At 55.5% G+C, this 17,750-nt stretch carries 17 protein-coding genes; 12 read left to right on the top strand and 5 right to left on the bottom strand.

Annotated elements, in window-relative coordinates; translation table 11 throughout:
* Positions 1–40: 40 nt before the first annotated feature.
* The 4 genes from yidC to rpmH are packed head-to-tail and all read right to left on the bottom strand — an operon-like array spanning position 41 to position 2,425.
* Positions 41–1,684 carry a membrane protein insertase YidC gene (gene yidC / locus WFN87_RS13750; protein WP_336983208.1) on the bottom strand — a complete coding sequence of 548 codons (1,644 nt, stop codon included), beginning with the start codon at positions 1,682–1,684 and terminating at the stop codon, positions 41–43.
* 2 nt (positions 1,685–1,686) lie between these two features.
* Entirely contained in the window at positions 1,687–1,944 is a 258-nt protein-coding gene (yidD, locus tag WFN87_RS13745) for a membrane protein insertion efficiency factor YidD (protein ID WP_071530513.1), read from the bottom strand.
* On the bottom strand, positions 1,908–2,267 hold the full coding sequence (gene rnpA, locus WFN87_RS13740) for a ribonuclease P protein component (RefSeq protein ID WP_008460645.1): 360 nt from the start codon (positions 2,265–2,267) through the stop codon (positions 1,908–1,910). The genes yidD and rnpA overlap by 37 nt, the downstream gene beginning before the upstream one ends.
* Positions 2,268–2,284: 17 nt before the next feature.
* The gene (rpmH, locus tag WFN87_RS13735) at positions 2,285–2,425 is read right to left on the bottom strand and encodes a 50S ribosomal protein L34 (RefSeq protein WP_003849659.1); all 141 of its coding nucleotides are present in this window, start codon (positions 2,423–2,425) and stop codon (positions 2,285–2,287) included.
* A 593-nt stretch (positions 2,426–3,018) separates the two neighbouring features.
* On the opposite strand from rpmH, the gene dnaA reads away from it, so the two are divergent.
* From dnaA to WFN87_RS13680, 11 genes are all read left to right on the top strand, one after another.
* Positions 3,019–4,401: a chromosomal replication initiator protein DnaA gene (dnaA, locus tag WFN87_RS13730; protein WP_008460649.1), complete on the top strand. Its 1,383-nt coding sequence runs from the start codon at positions 3,019–3,021 to the stop codon at positions 4,399–4,401.
* 4 nt (positions 4,402–4,405) lie between these two features.
* Positions 4,406–5,506, top strand: coding sequence for a DNA polymerase III subunit beta (gene dnaN / locus WFN87_RS13725; protein ID WP_008460651.1), 1,101 nt, complete (start codon positions 4,406–4,408; stop codon positions 5,504–5,506).
* Positions 5,507–6,580 carry a DNA replication/repair protein RecF gene (gene recF / locus WFN87_RS13720; RefSeq protein ID WP_039298758.1) on the top strand — a complete coding sequence of 358 codons (1,074 nt, stop codon included), beginning with the start codon at positions 5,507–5,509 and terminating at the stop codon, positions 6,578–6,580.
* Between the two features lie 28 nt (positions 6,581–6,608).
* Positions 6,609–9,023, top strand: a complete 2,415-nt coding sequence (gene gyrB, locus WFN87_RS13715; protein WP_008460653.1) for a DNA topoisomerase (ATP-hydrolyzing) subunit B — start codon at positions 6,609–6,611, stop codon at positions 9,021–9,023.
* A 231-nt stretch (positions 9,024–9,254) separates the two neighbouring features.
* Positions 9,255–9,653, top strand: a complete 399-nt coding sequence (locus WFN87_RS13710) for a YidB family protein (protein WP_008460654.1) — start codon at positions 9,255–9,257, stop codon at positions 9,651–9,653.
* Positions 9,654–9,801: 148 nt separating this feature from the next.
* Positions 9,802–10,614: a sugar-phosphatase gene (gene yidA / locus WFN87_RS13705; protein WP_008460655.1), complete on the top strand. Its 813-nt coding sequence runs from the start codon at positions 9,802–9,804 to the stop codon at positions 10,612–10,614.
* A 227-nt stretch (positions 10,615–10,841) separates the two neighbouring features.
* Complete coding sequence (gene dgoR / locus WFN87_RS13700; protein WP_336983207.1) at positions 10,842–11,525, top strand: D-galactonate utilization transcriptional regulator DgoR; 684 nt, start codon at positions 10,842–10,844, stop codon at positions 11,523–11,525.
* A 10-nt stretch (positions 11,526–11,535) separates the two neighbouring features.
* Positions 11,536–12,420: a 2-dehydro-3-deoxygalactonokinase gene (locus WFN87_RS13695; RefSeq protein WP_336983206.1), complete on the top strand. Its 885-nt coding sequence runs from the start codon at positions 11,536–11,538 to the stop codon at positions 12,418–12,420.
* Positions 12,404–13,021 (top strand): 2-dehydro-3-deoxy-6-phosphogalactonate aldolase, encoded by a 618-nt coding sequence (locus tag WFN87_RS13690; protein ID WP_336983205.1) that lies wholly within the window; start codon positions 12,404–12,406, stop codon positions 13,019–13,021. Before WFN87_RS13695 ends, WFN87_RS13690 begins: the two co-directional genes overlap by 17 nt.
* Positions 13,018–14,166 (top strand): galactonate dehydratase, encoded by a 1,149-nt coding sequence (dgoD, locus tag WFN87_RS13685; RefSeq protein ID WP_336983204.1) that lies wholly within the window; start codon positions 13,018–13,020, stop codon positions 14,164–14,166. Before WFN87_RS13690 ends, dgoD begins: the two co-directional genes overlap by 4 nt.
* Positions 14,167–14,231: 65 nt before the next feature.
* Positions 14,232–15,569: an MFS transporter gene (locus WFN87_RS13680; RefSeq protein ID WP_336983203.1), complete on the top strand. Its 1,338-nt coding sequence runs from the start codon at positions 14,232–14,234 to the stop codon at positions 15,567–15,569.
* A 36-nt stretch (positions 15,570–15,605) separates the two neighbouring features.
* On the opposite strand, the gene WFN87_RS13675 is transcribed toward WFN87_RS13680, so the two are convergent.
* On the bottom strand, positions 15,606–16,727 hold the full coding sequence (locus WFN87_RS13675) for an agmatine deiminase family protein (RefSeq protein WP_336983202.1): 1,122 nt from the start codon (positions 16,725–16,727) through the stop codon (positions 15,606–15,608).
* 130 nt (positions 16,728–16,857) lie between these two features.
* On the opposite strand from WFN87_RS13675, the gene WFN87_RS13670 reads away from it, so the two are divergent.
* A complete protein-coding gene (locus WFN87_RS13670) occupies positions 16,858–17,733 on the top strand; it encodes a LysR family transcriptional regulator (protein ID WP_336983201.1) in 876 nt (291 codons plus the stop codon).
* Positions 17,734–17,750 lie beyond the last annotated feature (17 nt).

The following is a 17,750-nucleotide window of genomic DNA, read 5'->3' as shown; positions in this document are numbered from 1 at the left end:
GTCAATCGACCGCCTTTCGTAAGCTTAACGCCAAATATTATCAGGTCTTTTTCTTGTCGCGGCTATGCAGGCCACGCTTTTCCAGACCGCGATAAATCAGCTGCTGCTGAAGGATGGTCACCAGGTTGCTGACGATATAGTACAGCACCAGACCTGACGGGAACCACAGGAAGAACACGGTGAAGATGACCGGCATAAAGGTCATGATCTTCTGCTGCATCGGGTCGGTTACGGTGGTCGGCGACATCTTCTGGATGAAGAACATCGTGGCGCCCATCAGAATCGGCAGGATGTAGTACGGGTCCTGTGCAGACAGGTCGTGGATCCACAGTGCAAACGGCGCGTGGCGCAGTTCAACGGAGCCCATCAGCATGTAGTACAGCGCCAGGAAGATTGGCATCTGGATGATCAGCGGGAAGCAGCCGCCCAGCGGGTTAACCTTCTCAGCTTTGTACAGCGCCATCATTTCCTGGCTCATACGCTGCTTGTCGTCACCGATACGCTCACGCATGGCCGCCAGTTTTGGCTGCAGCATACGCATTTTGGCCATCGAGGTGTACTGCGCTTTGGTCAGCGGGTACATGATGCCACGAACGATAAAGGTGATAACGATAATGGAGAAGCCCCAGTTACCGATGAAGCTGTGGATAAATTTCAACAGCTTAAACAGCGGCTGAGAGATGAACCACAGCCAGCCGTAATCTACGGTCAGGTCAAGGTGTGGCGCAACGGCTGCCATTTTGTCCTGAATTTCCGGACCTACCCATAGGGTGCTGCCCATCTGAGCGGTCTGGCCTGGCTGGACTACCTGAGAAGAAGATTTGTAGCCAATCGCCGCAACGTCGTTGCTCAGCTTGGTGGTGTAGAAGTTGTTCGCGCCCTGAGTATGCGGCACCCATGCGGTAGCAAAGTACTGCTGCAGCATCGCCACCCAACCGCTGTTGGCGTTGACGTTCAGGTTTTCACCGTCAGCGATGTTGTCGAACTTAACTTTTTCGTATTTCGCGTCCGGGGTGGAGTACGCGGCACCACGGAAGGTGTGCAGCGCAAAGTTGCTGCTGCCGGTGTCGCGATGAGAAGGCAGGTTGATGGACTGCTTCAGCTGACCAAAGGTCGCCAGCTCCAGCGGTTTCTCGCCCACGTTCTTCACGTTGTAGTCCACACCGACAGAGAACTCACCGCGTTTCAGGGTGAAGGTCTTGGTGAAGGTGTTGCCAGCGGCGTCGGTATACGTCATCGGGACAACCAGTTCGTTCTGGCCATCCGCCAGTGCGAAGGTATCGGCAGTGACGTTATACAGCGGACGATCGCCGTTCGCCGGGTTATCCGGGCCATCACGACCGGTCAGGCCGCTCTGCGCCTGGTAGATAAATTCAGGCGTGGTTTCCAGCAGTTGGAACGGCTCTGAGGATTTCAGCTCTTTCGGGTAGGTTGGCAACAGCGCTTGTTCTACATCACCACCGCGGGTGTTGATGGTCAGTTCAAGAACGTCAGTTTTAACCGTAATGAGTTTTCCCTGGCCACTGGCCGGCACACCCTGGTTAGCGGCGTTACCCTGGCTGTTCGTGGTCTGCGTGGTCTGCTGCACCTGAGGTTGAGGAGCGTGGTCCTGCTCCCAGGCTTGCCAGATCATGAAAGACACGAACAACAAAGCGATGAGAAAAAGATTGCGTTGCGAATCCATCGTTAGTGTTCTCTGGTATCAAAAGGTCCGGGCGGAACGGGATCGTCTCCACCAGGGTTCAAAGGGTGGCATTTTAGTACGCGTTTCATCGTTAACCAACTGCCTTTTAACACTCCAAACCTGCGCAAGGCCTCAATTCCGTAGTGAGAACAGGTTGGGGTGAAACGGCAATGCGGCCCGAGAAGCGGACTAATCAGGCGTTGATAGACCCTGATAAGGGCTATCAGGACCCGCGAGCCTGGCGACAATGGCGGCGCCATAACTTTTCCAATGCTTCCGATAAAGCCTGGTTATCCAGATCGGCAACCCCTTTCTTCGCTACTACCACGAAATCCATTGCTGGCAGTTCGTGCTGACGCAGACGGAAGCTTTCACGCGTCAGACGTTTAATCCGATTGCGTTCGTGGGCGCGTTTTACGTTTTTTTTAGCGACGGTGAGACCGATGCGGGGATGCCCCAGCGAATTAAGGCGGCCGAGAATGGTGATTTGCGGCGTGCCAGCCCGTTGTGGCTGCTGGAAGACGAATGTGAAATGATGGGGAGTTAACAAGCGTAACTCCCTGGGAAAAGCTAGCTTAACCACGCAGGGGTTAGCTTTTATTACTTAGAAACGGTCAGACGAGAACGGCCTTTAGCACGACGACGTGCCAGAACCTGACGACCATTTTTAGTAGCCATACGAGCACGGAAGCCGTGAGAACGGTTGCGCTTCAGTACAGACGGTTGAAAAGTGCGTTTCATGGCGATTTCTACCTAAACTATTAAATTTCACTGGATTTGCGTAATGCCCAACAGGGTCTGCGAACGACTTACGCTTCAGTGTGGCTGATTAAAGAGGCCGGATTGTAATAATTGTACACTCCGGAGTCAATTCAATTCCCTTACTGCTGCGCCCTTTTTGACCCCGAAAAGAGGCCCGGATCTCCGCTGAATGACAGCGGCATTACGCGACGGGTTGAGAATTATACGGGCTTACCGTGAAAGCGCAAGGATCCACGAGGATCTTCATCAGATCTCTTTAGCGATATTTGTGCGCTAGTCATTAAATTTTCCAATATGAGACGGTTATACGCTGCACGTGTGGCAGGATCGATTACACTTAACCCGCTCAAAACTTCCCTGTGGATAATTCGTGAAGAATCTGTGAGAAACAGAAGATCTCTGCCGCGCTTTAGGCTATGATCCGCGGTCCCGATCGTGATACAGCCTTCACCGGGGAAACCGCAAATAGCGGTTCGCGCGCCTCCCACAGCCTGAGAGCGCGTGTCAACAATCATGAATGTATAACTTTCAGTCTTCGTCTTTTTATCGACTTTGTTCGAGTGGAGTCCGCCGTGTCACTTTCGCTTTGGCAGCAGTGTCTTGCCCGATTGCAGGATGAGTTACCAGCCACAGAATTCAGTATGTGGATACGCCCCCTACAGGCGGAACTGAGCGATAACACGCTGGCTTTGTACGCGCCTAATCGTTTCGTGCTCGACTGGGTGCGGGATAAATATTTAAATAATATCAATGGGTTGCTTAACGATTTTTGCGGCAGCGATGCACCTTTATTACGCTTCGAAGTTGGCAGCAAACCCGTGACTCAGCCCGTTGCCGCTATGGCAACCGCGGCGGCCCCTGCCCAGGTTGCACGCGCTGCAGCGCCGATGCGCCCAAGCTGGGATAACATGCCTGCGCCTGCTGAGCCGTCCTACCGTTCTAACGTTAACCTGAAACACACCTTTGATAACTTCGTTGAAGGTAAATCGAACCAGCTGGCTCGCGCGGCAGCACGCCAGGTGGCCGATAACCCAGGTGGCGCGTATAACCCGCTCTTCCTTTATGGCGGCACCGGTTTAGGTAAAACGCACCTTTTACATGCGGTGGGTAACGGCATCATGGCCCGCAAGCCGAATGCCAAAGTGGTGTACATGCACTCTGAGCGTTTTGTTCAGGACATGGTTAAAGCACTGCAGAATAACGCCATCGAAGAGTTCAAACGCTACTACCGTTCGGTGGATGCGCTGCTTATCGATGACATCCAGTTTTTTGCCAATAAAGAACGTTCACAGGAAGAGTTTTTCCACACCTTTAATGCCCTGCTGGAAGGGAATCAACAGATCATTCTGACGTCGGATCGCTATCCAAAAGAGATCAACGGCGTGGAGGATCGTTTGAAATCCCGTTTCGGCTGGGGGCTGACGGTGGCGATCGAGCCGCCGGAGCTTGAAACCCGTGTGGCGATCCTGATGAAAAAGGCCGACGAGAACGATATCCGTCTGCCGGGCGAAGTGGCCTTCTTTATTGCCAAGCGACTGCGCTCCAACGTCCGCGAGCTGGAAGGGGCGCTGAACCGCGTAATCGCCAACGCCAACTTTACCGGCCGGGCGATTACCATCGACTTCGTGCGTGAAGCGCTGCGCGATCTGCTTGCGCTTCAGGAGAAGCTGGTCACCATCGATAATATTCAGAAAACGGTGGCCGAGTATTATAAAATTAAGGTCGCTGACTTGCTGTCCAAGCGTCGCTCCCGTTCCGTTGCCCGTCCGCGCCAGATGGCGATGGCGCTGGCAAAAGAGCTGACCAACCATAGCCTGCCGGAAATTGGCGATGCTTTTGGTGGACGCGACCACACCACGGTTTTACATGCCTGCCGCAAGATTGAGCAGCTGCGTGAAGAAAGCCACGATATTAAAGAAGATTTCTCCAATTTAATCAGAACATTATCTTCGTGACGCTATGAAATTTACCGTTGAACGTGAACATTTATTAAAACCGCTGCAGCAGGTAAGTGGCCCCCTCGGAGGCCGCCCGACTCTGCCTATCCTGGGCAACCTGCTGCTGCAGGTGGCTGAAGGTGCACTCTCTTTAACCGGTACCGATCTGGAAATGGAGATGGTGGCGCGCGTGGCGCTGGTACAGCCTCATGAACCTGGGGCTACGACCGTACCGGCACGTAAATTCTTCGATATCTGCCGTGGCCTGCCGGAAGGGGCTGAAATTGCGGTACAGCTGGAGGGCGACCGCATGCTGGTTCGCTCCGGGCGTAGCCGCTTTTCGCTTTCCACGCTGCCGGCGGCAGACTTCCCGAACCTGGACGACTGGCAGAGCGAGGTAGAATTTACCCTGCCGCAGGCGACCATGAAGCGCCTGATCGAAGCCACCCAGTTCTCTATGGCGCATCAGGACGTTCGTTATTACCTGAACGGCATGCTGTTCGAAACCGAAGGCGAAGACCTGCGTACCGTTGCAACGGACGGCCACCGCCTGGCGGTTTGTTCGATGCCGGTTGGTCAACCTTTGCCTAATCATTCGGTTATCGTGCCCCGTAAAGGTGTGATTGAGCTGATGCGTATGCTCGACGGCGGTGAAACCCCGCTGCACGTACAAATCGGCAGCAATAACATTCGCGCTCACGTCGGCGACTTCATCTTTACCTCCAAGCTGGTGGATGGCCGCTTCCCGGACTACCGTCGCGTGCTGCCGAAGAACCCGGATAAACACCTCGATGCAGGCTGCGACCTGTTGAAGCAGGCGTTTGCCCGTGCGGCGATTTTGTCGAACGAGAAATTCCGCGGCGTGCGCCTGTTCGTCAGCGAGAACCAGCTGAAAATCACGGCAAACAACCCCGAGCAGGAAGAAGCAGAAGAGATTCTGGACGTTTCCTACGACGGTACCGAGATGGAAATCGGCTTCAACGTCAGCTATGTGCTGGACGTGCTGAACGCCCTGAAGTGTGAGAACGTCCGCATTCTGCTGACCGACTCCGTTTCCAGCGTGCAGATTGAAGACGCGGCCAGCCAGGCGGCGGCCTATGTTGTTATGCCAATGAGACTGTAGATGTCACTTACGCGTTTGCTGATTAAAGACTTTCGCAACATCGAAAACGCGGATCTCGCTCTTTCTCCTGGCTTTAATTTTCTGGTCGGTGCTAACGGCAGCGGCAAAACCAGCGTGCTTGAGGCGATTTATACCCTCGGGCACGGTCGTGCTTTTCGCAGCCTGAAAATTGAACGCGTGATCCGCCATGAGCAGGACGCTTTTGTTTTGCACGGGCGGCTTCAGGACGGTGAAAGGGAAACCTCAATCGGCCTGACCAAAGACCGCACCGGCGACAGCAAAGTACGTATTGACGGCAGCGACGGCCACAAAATCGCCGAACTGGCGATGATGATGCCGATGCAGCTGATTACCCCCGAGGGGTTTACTTTGCTGGGCGGCGGCCCCAAATACCGTAGAGCTTTCCTTGATTGGGGCTGCTTTCACAATGAACCTGGCTTTTTTGTGGCCTGGAGTAACCTCAAACGCCTGCTGAAGCAACGTAACGCCGCGTTGCGCCAGGTGACACGCTACGCGCAGCTGCGCCCGTGGGATCAGGAGCTGATTCCGCTGGCCGAGCAAATCAGCCGCTGGCGCGCCGACTACAGCGCCGCCATTGCGGAAGATATGGCCGATACCTGCGCACAGTTTTTACCGGAATTTGCCCTGAGCTTCTCTTTCCAGCGCGGCTGGGAGAAAGAGAGCGACTATAGCGAAGTGCTGGAGCGCAATTTCGAACGCGACCGGATGCTGACCTATACCGCGCACGGCCCACATAAAGCGGATTTTCGTATTCGTGCCGACGGGGCGCCGGTGGAAGACACGCTCTCGCGCGGGCAGCTTAAATTACTGATGTGCGCCTTACGACTGGCGCAGGGTGAGTTTCTCACCCGGCAGAACGGGCGGCGTTGCCTGTATCTGATAGATGATTTTGCCTCTGAACTGGATGACGCCAGGCGCGGCCTGTTGGCCAGCCGGTTAAAGGCCACGGAGTCACAAGTTTTTGTTAGCGCGATCAGCGCCGAACATGTGATGGATATGGCGGACAAAAATTCAAAGATGTTCGCCGTGGATCAGGGTAAAATAGCGGATTAACCCAAGATTAAATGAGCGAGAAACGTTGATGTCGAATTCTTATGACTCCTCCAGTATCAAAGTCCTTAAGGGGCTGGATGCGGTACGTAAGCGCCCGGGCATGTATATCGGCGATACGGATGACGGCACCGGTCTGCACCACATGGTATTTGAGGTCGTGGATAACGCTATCGACGAAGCGCTCGCGGGCCACTGTAAAGACATCGTGGTCACTATCCACGCGGATAACTCCGTCTCGGTAACCGATGATGGCCGTGGTATTCCTACCGGTATTCACCCGGAAGAGGGTGTTTCTGCCGCGCAGGTTATCATGACCGTACTGCACGCTGGCGGTAAGTTTGATGACAACTCCTATAAGGTGTCCGGCGGCCTGCACGGCGTAGGCGTCTCGGTGGTTAACGCCCTGTCCCAGAAGCTTGAGCTGGTCATTCGCCGCGAAGGTAAAGTGCATCAGCAAACCTACATCCACGGTGAGCCTCAGGCTCCGCTGGCAGTGACCGGTGACGCCGATGTGACCGGGACTCAGGTGCGTTTCTGGCCGAGCCATGAAACCTTCACCAACGTAACCGAATTCGAATACGAAATCCTGGCTAAGCGCCTGCGCGAGCTGTCGTTCCTGAACTCTGGCGTGTCTATCCGCCTGATCGACAAGCGCGACGGTAAGCAGGATCACTTCCACTACGAAGGCGGCATCAAGGCGTTTGTTGAGTACCTCAACAAGAACAAAACCCCGATTCACCCGAACGTGTTCTATTTCAGTACTGAAAAAGACGGTATCGGCGTGGAAGTGGCGCTGCAGTGGAACGACGGTTTCCAGGAAAACATCTACTGCTTTACCAACAACATTCCTCAGCGCGACGGCGGGACTCACCTTGCGGGCTTCCGCGCGGCGATGACCCGTACCCTGAACGCCTACATGGACAAAGAAGGCTACAGCAAAAAAGCCAAAGTCAGCGCCACCGGTGACGATGCGCGTGAAGGCCTGATTGCCGTCGTTTCCGTGAAAGTGCCGGATCCTAAATTCTCTTCCCAGACCAAAGACAAGCTGGTTTCTTCGGAAGTGAAATCCGCAGTTGAGCAGCAGATGAACGAACTGCTGGCCGAATACCTGCTGGAAAACCCGTCTGACGCGAAAATCGTTGTCGGCAAAATTATTGATGCGGCGCGCGCTCGTGAAGCTGCACGTCGCGCACGTGAAATGACCCGCCGTAAAGGCGCGCTCGACCTGGCTGGCCTGCCTGGTAAGCTGGCGGACTGCCAGGAACGCGACCCGGCGCTGTCTGAACTGTACCTTGTGGAAGGGGACTCTGCGGGCGGCTCTGCAAAACAGGGGCGTAACCGTAAGAACCAGGCGATCCTGCCGCTGAAAGGTAAAATCCTTAACGTTGAGAAGGCGCGCTTCGACAAGATGCTCTCTTCTCAGGAAGTGGCGACGCTTATCACCGCGCTGGGCTGCGGCATTGGCCGTGACGAATACAACCCGGACAAGCTGCGCTACCACAGCATTATCATCATGACCGATGCGGACGTCGACGGTTCCCACATTCGTACGCTGCTGCTGACCTTCTTCTACCGTCAGATGCCTGAAATTGTTGAGCGCGGCCACGTCTATATTGCACAGCCGCCGCTGTACAAAGTGAAGAAAGGCAAGCAAGAACAGTACATCAAAGACGATGAAGCGATGGACCAGTACCAAATCGCTATCGCCCTTGACGGTGCGACTCTGCACACCAACGCAAGTGCACCTGCGCTGGCCGGTGAACCACTCGAGAAGCTGGTGGCGGAATACAACACCGCGCAGAAAATGATTGGCCGCATGGAGCGCCGTTATCCACGCAACCTGCTGAACAACCTGGTTTATCACCCAACGCTGCAGGTGGCCGACCTGGCCGACGAAGCGAAAGTGACGCAGTGGATTTCTGCGCTGACCGTGACGCTGAACGAAAAAGAGCAGCACGGCAGCACCTGGAAATACGATATTCACCATAACAGCGAGCTGAACGTGTTTGAGCCGATTGTACGCGTGCGTACTCACGGCGTGGACACTGACTACGTGCTGGAAAAAGAGTTTGTGGAAGGGGGCGAATATGGCCGTCTTTGCGCTCTCGGTGAGAAGCTGCGTGGCCTGATTGAGGAAGATGCGTTTATCGAACGCGGCGAACGCCGTCAGCCGGTAACCAGCTTCGAGCAGGCGCTGGAGTGGCTGCAGAAAGAGTCCCGTCGTGGTCTGGCAATCCAGCGCTATAAAGGCCTGGGCGAGATGAACCCGGATCAGCTGTGGGAAACCACCATGGATCCTGACAGCCGTCGCATGCTGCGCGTGACCGTTAAAGACGCGATTGCTGCGGACCAGCTGTTCACCACCCTGATGGGCGATGCGGTTGAACCACGTCGTGCATTTATCGAAGAGAACGCCCTGAAAGCGGCGAACATCGATATCTAAGGCCTGCCCAGCCAGACTAAAAAGCCGTGCTTTTAGCGCGGCTTTTTCCTTTTTTGTGGCTAGCAGCCGAAAATCAATGAATTGATTTTCCTGGTTTATTTTTTGGTGTCCTCTGGTATTTCATCTATACCTTTGCCTCACCATCGTGATGGAGCCGTGCTTTTAGCACGGCTTTTTTTATGGGCGCTATACTTTCCGGTGTCGATTTTCTACATCACAGAGGGAAACCCCATGGGACTTTTTGATCAGGTTGCGGGCTCGCTGCTGAACGGTGACGCCGGTAAATATCAGGCCATTCTAAGCTGGGTAGAACAGCAGGGCGGTATTCAGGCGCTGCTGGACAAGCTGCGCCAGGGCGGCTTAAGCGAAATCGTCTCCTCGTGGCTCAGCAGCAACAGTACAAATCAGCCGCTGAGCGGCGACCAGATAACTCAGGCCCTGGGTTCGCCGTCCGTAGCCGCGCTGGGGGAAAAACTGGGCGTGGATACCGGCTCGGCTTCCGCTTTACTGGCGGAATACCTGCCGAAGGTGATCGACGCGCTGTCGCCAAACGGTGAAGTGACGCCGGAAGCCCATAACGACTTGCTGAGTGCTGGCGTTAACCTGTTGAAAGGTAAGTTGTTCAGCTGACCTTTTTGTTGGCTCCGGCTGTATGTCCGGGGCTTTTAAAAGAGGAGTTTGCCTGCCGCCTCTCATCCCCCTTTTCCCCGGAGTTTGCTGCTGTTTTTTGAGCGGAATCGCGTTAGCATGAGGTAAATCCATTACCTCTGAAGATCTCATGACCATAAAACTGATTGCAATTGATATGGATGGCACGCTGCTGCTGCCAGACCACACTATCTCTCCGGCGGTAAAACAGGCCGTTGCGGCGGCGCGCGAGCGCGGCGTGAACGTCGTGATCTGTACCGGTCGTCCGTTTGCTGGCGTTGAAAGCTACCTGCGTGAGCTGCAGATGGATAAGCCCGGCGACTACTGCATCACTTACAACGGCGCGCTGGTGCAGAAGGCAAGCGACGGCAGCACCGTCGCCCAGACGGCGCTGAACTATGACGATTATCGTTTCCTGGAAAACCTGTCCCGCGAAGTGGGCTCACACTTCCATGCGCTGGATCGTCATACCCTTTACACCGCGAACCGCGATATCAGCTACTACACGGTGCATGAGTCCTTTATCGCCAGTATTCCTTTGGTGTTCTGCGAAGCGGAAAACATGGATAAAAACGGCGAGTTCCTGAAAGTCATGATGATTGACGAGCCGGCTATTCTCGATGAGGCCATCACCCGAATCCCGGCCGACGTCTTTGAGCGGTATACGCTGCTGAAAAGCTCGCCTTACTTCCTGGAAATCCTCGACAAGCGCGTCAACAAAGGCACCGGCGTGAAGTCACTGGCGGAGAAACTGGGCATTAAGCCGGAAGAAGTGATGACCATTGGCGACCAGGAAAACGACATCGCAATGCTGGAATACGCCGGTATGGGCGTGGCGATGGACAACGCGACCGACAAAGTGAAAGCCGTCAGCAACTTCGTCACCAAATCCAACCTGGAAGACGGCGTGGCCTACGCTATCGAGAAGTTTGTGCTGAATTAACGACCGTTTCTCGCGCTTGCTGCCCTGGCTCTGCCGGGGCTTTTTTTTACCCTTTCGATCGTCATTTGCCTATTATGTGATCCATATTGTAGTACAACATTAATATATTGTACTACATTGAGCGCAATGAAACGGTAGTTGGTCTCACATTTGTACTTCAAAAATGCGGTGAAATTCGTCGGGAGCGGTAAAGTAGCGGGTAAGACTTTGTGAACAAGGAACCCGTCATGACCCTCAATAAAACCGACCGCATCATCGTCACGCTGGGCCAGCAAATCGTGAGTGGCAAATACGCGCCGGGCGCGGCATTACCGGCAGAAGCCGAGTTGTGCGAAGAATTTGAAACTTCGCGGAACATCATTCGGGAAGTGTTTCGCTCGCTAATGGCAAAGCGGCTGATTGAAATGAAGCGTTATCGCGGCGCGTTCGTTCAGCCCCGTAACCAGTGGAACTATCTCGATACCGAGGTGCTGCAGTGGGTGCTGGCGAACGACTACGACCCGCGCCTCATCGCCGCGATGAGTGAAGTGCGAAATCTGGTTGAACCCGCCATTGCTCGCTGGGCGGCGGAGCGCGCGACATCGAATGATCTGGCCCGAATAGAAGGTGCGCTGAACGATATGGTAGCGAACAACCAGAATCGCGATGCGTTTAACGAGGCGGATATCCGCTATCACGAAGCGGTGTTGGAGTCAGTGCATAACCCTGTTTTGCAGCAGTTGAGTATTGCTATCAGCTCCCTGCAGCGGGCCGTTTTTGAGCGAACCTGGATGGGCGATGAGGCCAACATGCCGAGAACCCTTCAGGAACATAAAGCGCTGTATGACGCGATCCGTCATCAGGACAGCGCAGCAGCGGAGCAGGCGGCGCTCACCATGATCGCCAGCTCCACTAAACGACTAAACGACTAAAGGACATTACATGACATCTCGCTACATCGCTATTGACTGGGGGTCGACCAACCTTCGCGCCTGGCTCTACCAGGACGGGGAATGCATCGACAGCCGCAAAAGTCCTTCAGGCGTGACTCGCCTGGGCGGCAGATCCCCGGAGGCGGTGTTTAGTGAGATTGTTGTAGGCTGGCGAGATACGCTCACGCCTGTGTTGATGGCCGGTATGGTTGGCAGCAATGCGGGCTGGAAAATTGCCCCATATTTGACCTGCCCCGCGCGTTTTGCCAATTTCAGCGAGCAGATGACCGCCGTGGCTGAGCAGGTGTGGATAGTCCCTGGCCTGTGTGTGCAGCGTGAAGATAACCAAAACGTGATGCGCGGCGAAGAGACCCAGCTGCTGGGTGCCCGCTCGTTGCAGCCTGCTCCGCTTTATATTATGCCCGGTACCCACTGCAAATGGGTGCAAACGGATGATGAGTCGGTAGCCGATTTCCGCACAGTATTGACCGGTGAACTGCATCATCTGCTGCTTCAGCACTCCCTGATTGGTGCCGGTCTGCCGGAACAACAGGCCAGCCCGAAGGCGTTTAGTGCAGGGCTGGAACGCGGAATCAATGATGGCGACCTGCTGCCGCAGCTCTTTGAGGTACGCGCCGCGCACGTGCTGGGGCAGCTACCCCGAGAGCAGGTAAGCGATTTCCTTTCCGGGCTGTTGATTGGCAGCGAAGTGGCGACGATGACGTGCCGTTTCGCCTGTCCGGTCGGGCAGCCTGTCACCATTGTGGCCAATCCCGCGCTTAGCGCTCGCTATCAGGCAGCTTTATCCCTGCTCGGTTTTAGCAGCCAGGTGGTGGATGGCGACAATGCTTTCCAGGCAGGAATAAGGAGTATTGCAAATGCAGTGGCAAACTAAGCTTCCGCTGATCGCGATTTTACGCGGCATCACCCCGCAGGAGGTTCAGGCGCACGTGAGCGCGCTGCTGGACGCCGGGTTTGATGCGGTTGAAATACCCCTCAACTCCCCGCAGTGGCAGCAAAGCATCGCCTCTATGGTCGCGGAGTTCGGCGATAAAGCGCTGATCGGGGCGGGCACGGTGCTCAAGGCGGATCAGGTGGACGAGCTGGCGGCGATGGGTAGCAAGCTGATGGTCACACCCAACACGCAGCCGGATGTGATTCGCCGCGCCGTGGCAAGCGGTATGACGGTCTGTGCGGGCTGTGCGACGGCCTCTGAAGCCTTTTCCGCGCTGGATGCGGGCGCGCAGACGCTGAAAATTTTCCCTTCATCTGCCTTCGGGCCGGACTACATCAAGGCGCTGAAAGCCGTGCTTCCGTCGGAGGTGCCGGTGTTTGCCGTCGGCGGCGTGACGCCGGAAAACCTGCACATTTGGCTGCAGGCTGGCTGCGCCGGGGCGGGGCTGGGCAGTGATTTATACCGCGCCGGACAGCCGGTGAGCCGCACCAGCGAAAGGGCAAAAGCATTTGTTAAAGCGTATCAAGAGGCCGTGCAATGAAAATTACCAAACTGACGACGTACCGTTTACCGCCCCGCTGGATGTTCCTGAAAATTGAGACTGACGAGGGCGTAGTGGGCTGGGGGGAACCGGTTATCGAGGGGCGCGCCCGCAGCGTTGAGGCGGCGGTGCATGAACTAAGCGAGTACCTGATTGGCCAGGATCCGGCCCGCATTAACGACCTGTGGCAGGTGATGTATCGCGGCGGGTTCTATCGCGGTGGCCCGATTCTGATGAGCGCCATTGCCGGGATCGATCAGGCTCTCTGGGATATTAAAGGTAAGGTGCTCAATGCGCCGGTATGGCAGCTAATGGGCGGCCTTGTGCGCGATAAAATTAAAGCCTACAGCTGGGTAGGCGGCGACCGTCCGGCGGAAGTGATCGACGGGATTAAGTCTTTACGCAAAATTGGCTTTGATACTTTTAAGTTAAATGGCTGCGAGGAAATGGGCATTATTGATAATTCCCGCGCCGTTGACGCCGCCGTCAATACCGTGGCTCAAATTCGTGAAGCCTTCGGCAATGAAATTGAATTTGGCCTCGATTTTCATGGGCGGGTTAGCGCCCCGATGGCGAAAGTATTAATTAAAGAGTTGGAGCCGTATCGCCCTCTGTTTATTGAAGAGCCCGTTCTGGCGGAACAGGCGGAATATTACCCACGTCTTTCGGCACAAACGCATATTCCTATTGCGGCTGGGGAACGTATGTTCTCTCGCTTTGAATTTAAGCGCGTGCTGGAAGCTGGCGGGATCGCCATTCTACAGCCGGATCTCTCTCACGCGGGCGGTATCACGGAATGCTACAAAATTGCCGGTATGGCAGAGGCTTATGATGTTTCTCTGGCACCGCATTGCCCGCTGGGGCCGATTGCACTGGCAGCCTGTTTGCACATCGACTTTGTTTCTCGTAACGCGGTATTCCAGGAGCAAAGTATGGGCATTCACTATAACAAAGGTGCCGAGCTACTCGATTTCGTGAAAAATAAAGATGACTTTAAAATGGATGGGGGTTATTTCCTGCCGCTGATGAAACCGGGTCTTGGGGTTGAAATTGACGAAGAACAGGTGATTGCCCGCAGTAAAAACGTTACCGACTGGCGAAACCCTTTATGGCGTCACGCCGACGGTTCCGTGGCTGAATGGTAAAGAAATAACGCCAGAAGTCAGCAGTAAAAAATAAAAAATCATAAACACCCTCTGTATAACAGGGCATGGTGATCAGCTTCACTATGCCATTTTTTTGGAGACGAAATATCATGGATATTTCTGCAACTGCGGCGAAACCTACGCGCCGCCGTTATTTAACGCTGGTGATGATCTTTATTACGGTGGTGATTTGCTACGTTGACCGTGCCAACCTCGCGGTTGCCTCGGCCCATATCCAGGAAGAGTTTGGCATCACCAAAACGGAAATGGGCTATATCTTCTCGGCCTTTGCCTGGCTTTATACCCTGTGCCAGATCCCGGGCGGCTGGTTTCTCGACCGCGTAGGCTCTCGTCTGACCTACTTCATTGCGATTTTCGGCTGGTCCGTCGCGACGCTTTTTCAGGGATTCGCCACCGGGCTGATGTCGCTGATTGGTCTGCGTGCGATTACCGGCATTTTTGAGGCTCCGGCATTCCCGACCAATAACCGCATGGTGACAAGCTGGTTCCCGGAGCACGAGCGTGCTTCTGCAGTAGGCTTTTACACCTCCGGGCAGTTTGTTGGCCTGGCGTTTTTAACGCCGCTGTTGATCTGGATTCAGGAGCTTTTAAGCTGGCACTGGGTGTTTATCGTGACCGGTGGCATCGGCATCATCTGGTCGATTATCTGGCTGAAGGTTTATCAGCCGCCGCGTAAGAGTAAAGGCATAAACTCCGCCGAGCTGGACTACATTCGCGAAGGCGGTGGCCTGGTGGACGGCGATGCTCCTGTAGAAAAGAAAGCGCGTAAGCCGCTGAGCGCTGCCGACTGGAAACTTGTGTTCCACCGTAAGCTGGTGGGCGTGTACCTCGGGCAGTTTGCCGTTACGTCTACCCTGTGGTTCTTCCTGACCTGGTTCCCGAACTACCTGACGCAGGAAAAAGGCATTACCGCGCTGAAGGCGGGATTTATGACCACGGTGCCGTTCCTGGCGGCCTTCTTCGGCGTGTTACTTTCAGGCTGGGTTGCGGACCGCCTGGTGCGGAAAGGGTATTCCCTGGGGATCGCTCGTAAAGCGCCCATCATCTGCGGGCTGCTGATCTCTACCTGTATTATGGGGGCCAACTACACCAACGATCCGGTATGGATCATGACGCTGATGGCGATCGCCTTCTTCGGCAACGGCTTTGCGTCCATCACCTGGTCGCTGGTGTCCTCCCTGGCACCAATGCGCCTGATTGGCCTGACGGGCGGGGTGTTTAACTTCGTCGGCGGCCTGGGCGGGATCACCGTGCCGCTGGTGATTGGCTATCTCGCCCAAAGCTACGGCTTCGCCCCGGCGCTGGTTTATATCTCTGTGGTAGCGCTGTTAGGTGCGCTTTCTTACATCCTGCTGGTAGGGAAAGTAGAAAGGGTCGGTTGATTAGAGAAAAAGGAGCGCCAGGTGCGCTCCCTTTTGTTATTTCACTGCGGGTAACTGATTTGTTACACAGTGAATCCCTCCGCCTCCGGCGGCAATTGCGTCGATGTTTAGCTGCACAACCCCACGTTCAGGGTAGAGCGTCGACAGCAAACTAAACGCCGCCTCGTCCGTCTCTTCATCGCCAAACTCCGGGGCGATAATCGCGCCGTTAATCACGAAGTAATTGATGTACCCGGCGGCAAAGTCCGGGTTTCCTTCGCTGAAGCGGCTTGCGCGTGGGACCTGCGGCGGCGTGACGGTGTGAACCTGTAGCCTGCGGCCCTCGGCGTCAGTGGCCTGCCTGAGGATGTCCAGGTGCGTCTGCGTCACTTTGTGGTCCCAGGAATCCGGGTCGGGATCGAGGTTGGCGATCACTATGCCGGGCTCAACAAAACGGGCGTAAAAATCGACATGGGCATCGGTAATATCTTTGCCTTTGATGCCCGGCAGCCAGATGATCTTTTTCAGGCCAAGCTGTGTTTTCAGCTCCTGCTCTACCCGGTCGCGGCTCCAGCCCGGATTGCGGTTGGCGTTTACCCAACTGCTTTCGGTCATGATGCCGGTGCCGTGCCCGTCCACTTCAATCCCGCCACCTTCGCCCGTCAGCGCGCTGCGGATGAACGGCGCTGCACCGTATTTTTCGGCCATAAATGCCGCCAGCTTCGTGTCTTTGCTGTGCCGCTGCTTATTGCCCCAGCCGTTGAAGTTAAAGCCCACGGCGGCGAGTTTGCCTGCCGATGAAGTGACAAAGCACGCGCCGGTGTCCCGCATCCAGATGTCGTCCAGCTCGGTCACCACGTAAGTGACGTTGTGGCTGCCGCATTTTTCCTCCGCCAGCGCGCGTTCGTGCTCCCGGCAAAATACCGTCAGCGGCTGGTAACCGGCGATGGCGTGCGCGATGCGCCCCAGGGCATCCTGCACGTCAGGGGTAAAATCTTTCCAGATGGCGCGCTGAGCGCCAAACGCGATAAATGCACGCTGCTGCGGTTCTCCTTCGTCAGGCATACGCCAGCCCGGGCTAACGGCCGCGAAGGCAGAAACAGGCAGCCCGAGAGAACCCGCCATACCCATCCCGGCCAGCACCGAGGCACATTTAATAAATTCACGACGCGTTGACATACCGGACTCCCGTATAGCTGTTTTAACGTAAGAAATTCTGCTCAGTATTACAGATGGATATTTCATCACTGGCTGAATTCGGCTTCCAACGATATATTTAGCGGACATCTGATTAGCCTGGCTTATCGACATGTTAAAACACTGGCCACCGTTAAATGCCCTGCGTGGGTTTGAAGCCGCCGCGCGTCTGGGAAGCTTTCACCAGGCTGCGTCTGAACTGCACCTGACCCAGTCGGCCATCAGCCAGCAAATCCGCAGCCTGGAGGATTACCTGGAGCAGCCGCTGTTCTTTCGCAGCGGGCGCAGCGTCAGCCTGACGGACGCCGGCCAGGATCTCTACAGCACCGCGCAGGTCATGCTGCAACAGCTGGCGGTGGGTATTCGTCGGCTCGATCAGTACCGCAAGCCGAATCAGCTTATCGTGAACACCACGCCCGCTTTCGCCAGGCACTGGCTGTTGCCTAATCTGGCGGACTTTAATCGCCGGTATCCGCAGACCGATCTTTGGCTGTTCACCAGCTTCGACCCGCCGGATATGGCCAGCGAAACCGTCGATGTGGCTATCCGGGATGACCTCAGCCAGCAGGCAGAATGTCTTTTCGAGGTGTTGTACAAGGATAGACTTTATCCGGCCAGCCATCCCGCCGTGCAGGATTTGCCGGTAGAGCAGCGACTAACGCTGCACGGCGAACGCGAGATGAGCTGGGAGCACTGGAGCGTGGCTGGCGGGGTGGACGTCGGCCAGCAAAGCCAGGGGATGAATTTCTCCGATCCTGGATTGTTGCTTGACGCCGCCGCAGACGGGCTGGGTATTGCGCTTGTCAGCCAGCTGCTGGCAGAAAGAAAAAGGGAAATTGAGCAACTTCGCCCGCTGGTGGAGCAAACCGTGCGCGGCGCTGACTGGGCGTGGCTTATCCATCGTGAAAGCGAAAATGACCCGTTAACCCGCCAGTTTTGCGCGTGGCTCCGGGGCAGGTTGCCTGGCAAAGTGGAAAGGCCTGGCTAATTCTTTTACCCTGAGGC

Origin of the sequence: Cedecea sp. AS113, from assembly GCF_037152415.1 — a bacterium.
Lineage (GTDB): Bacteria > Pseudomonadota > Gammaproteobacteria > Enterobacterales > Enterobacteriaceae > Cedecea.
This window is presented reverse-complemented; position numbering and strand designations above follow the sequence as displayed.

What these genes read in the sequence shown, in the direction of transcription:
- yidC (WP_336983208.1), bottom strand. Translation starts at nt 1,684, where the DNA reads ATGGATTCGCAACGCAATCTTTTTCTCATCGCTTTGTTGTTCGTGTCT.
- yidD (WP_071530513.1), bottom strand. Translation starts at nt 1,944, where the DNA reads ATGGCGCCGCCATTGTCGCCAGGCTCGCGGGTCCTGATAGCCCTTATC.
- rpmH (WP_003849659.1), bottom strand. Translation starts at nt 2,425, where the DNA reads ATGAAACGCACTTTTCAACCGTCTGTACTGAAGCGCAACCGTTCTCAC.
- dnaN (WP_008460651.1), top strand. Translation starts at nt 4,406, where the DNA reads ATGAAATTTACCGTTGAACGTGAACATTTATTAAAACCGCTGCAGCAG.
- recF (WP_039298758.1), top strand. Translation starts at nt 5,507, where the DNA reads ATGTCACTTACGCGTTTGCTGATTAAAGACTTTCGCAACATCGAAAAC.
- gyrB (WP_008460653.1), top strand. Translation starts at nt 6,609, where the DNA reads ATGTCGAATTCTTATGACTCCTCCAGTATCAAAGTCCTTAAGGGGCTG.
- WFN87_RS13710 (WP_008460654.1), top strand. Translation starts at nt 9,255, where the DNA reads ATGGGACTTTTTGATCAGGTTGCGGGCTCGCTGCTGAACGGTGACGCC.
- yidA (WP_008460655.1), top strand. Translation starts at nt 9,802, where the DNA reads ATGACCATAAAACTGATTGCAATTGATATGGATGGCACGCTGCTGCTG.
- dgoR (WP_336983207.1), top strand. Translation starts at nt 10,842, where the DNA reads ATGACCCTCAATAAAACCGACCGCATCATCGTCACGCTGGGCCAGCAA.
- WFN87_RS13695 (WP_336983206.1), top strand. Translation starts at nt 11,536, where the DNA reads ATGACATCTCGCTACATCGCTATTGACTGGGGGTCGACCAACCTTCGC.
- WFN87_RS13690 (WP_336983205.1), top strand. Translation starts at nt 12,404, where the DNA reads ATGCAGTGGCAAACTAAGCTTCCGCTGATCGCGATTTTACGCGGCATC.
- dgoD (WP_336983204.1), top strand. Translation starts at nt 13,018, where the DNA reads ATGAAAATTACCAAACTGACGACGTACCGTTTACCGCCCCGCTGGATG.
- WFN87_RS13680 (WP_336983203.1), top strand. Translation starts at nt 14,232, where the DNA reads ATGGTGATCAGCTTCACTATGCCATTTTTTTGGAGACGAAATATCATG.
- WFN87_RS13675 (WP_336983202.1), bottom strand. Translation starts at nt 16,727, where the DNA reads ATGTCAACGCGTCGTGAATTTATTAAATGTGCCTCGGTGCTGGCCGGG.
- WFN87_RS13670 (WP_336983201.1), top strand. Translation starts at nt 16,858, where the DNA reads ATGTTAAAACACTGGCCACCGTTAAATGCCCTGCGTGGGTTTGAAGCC.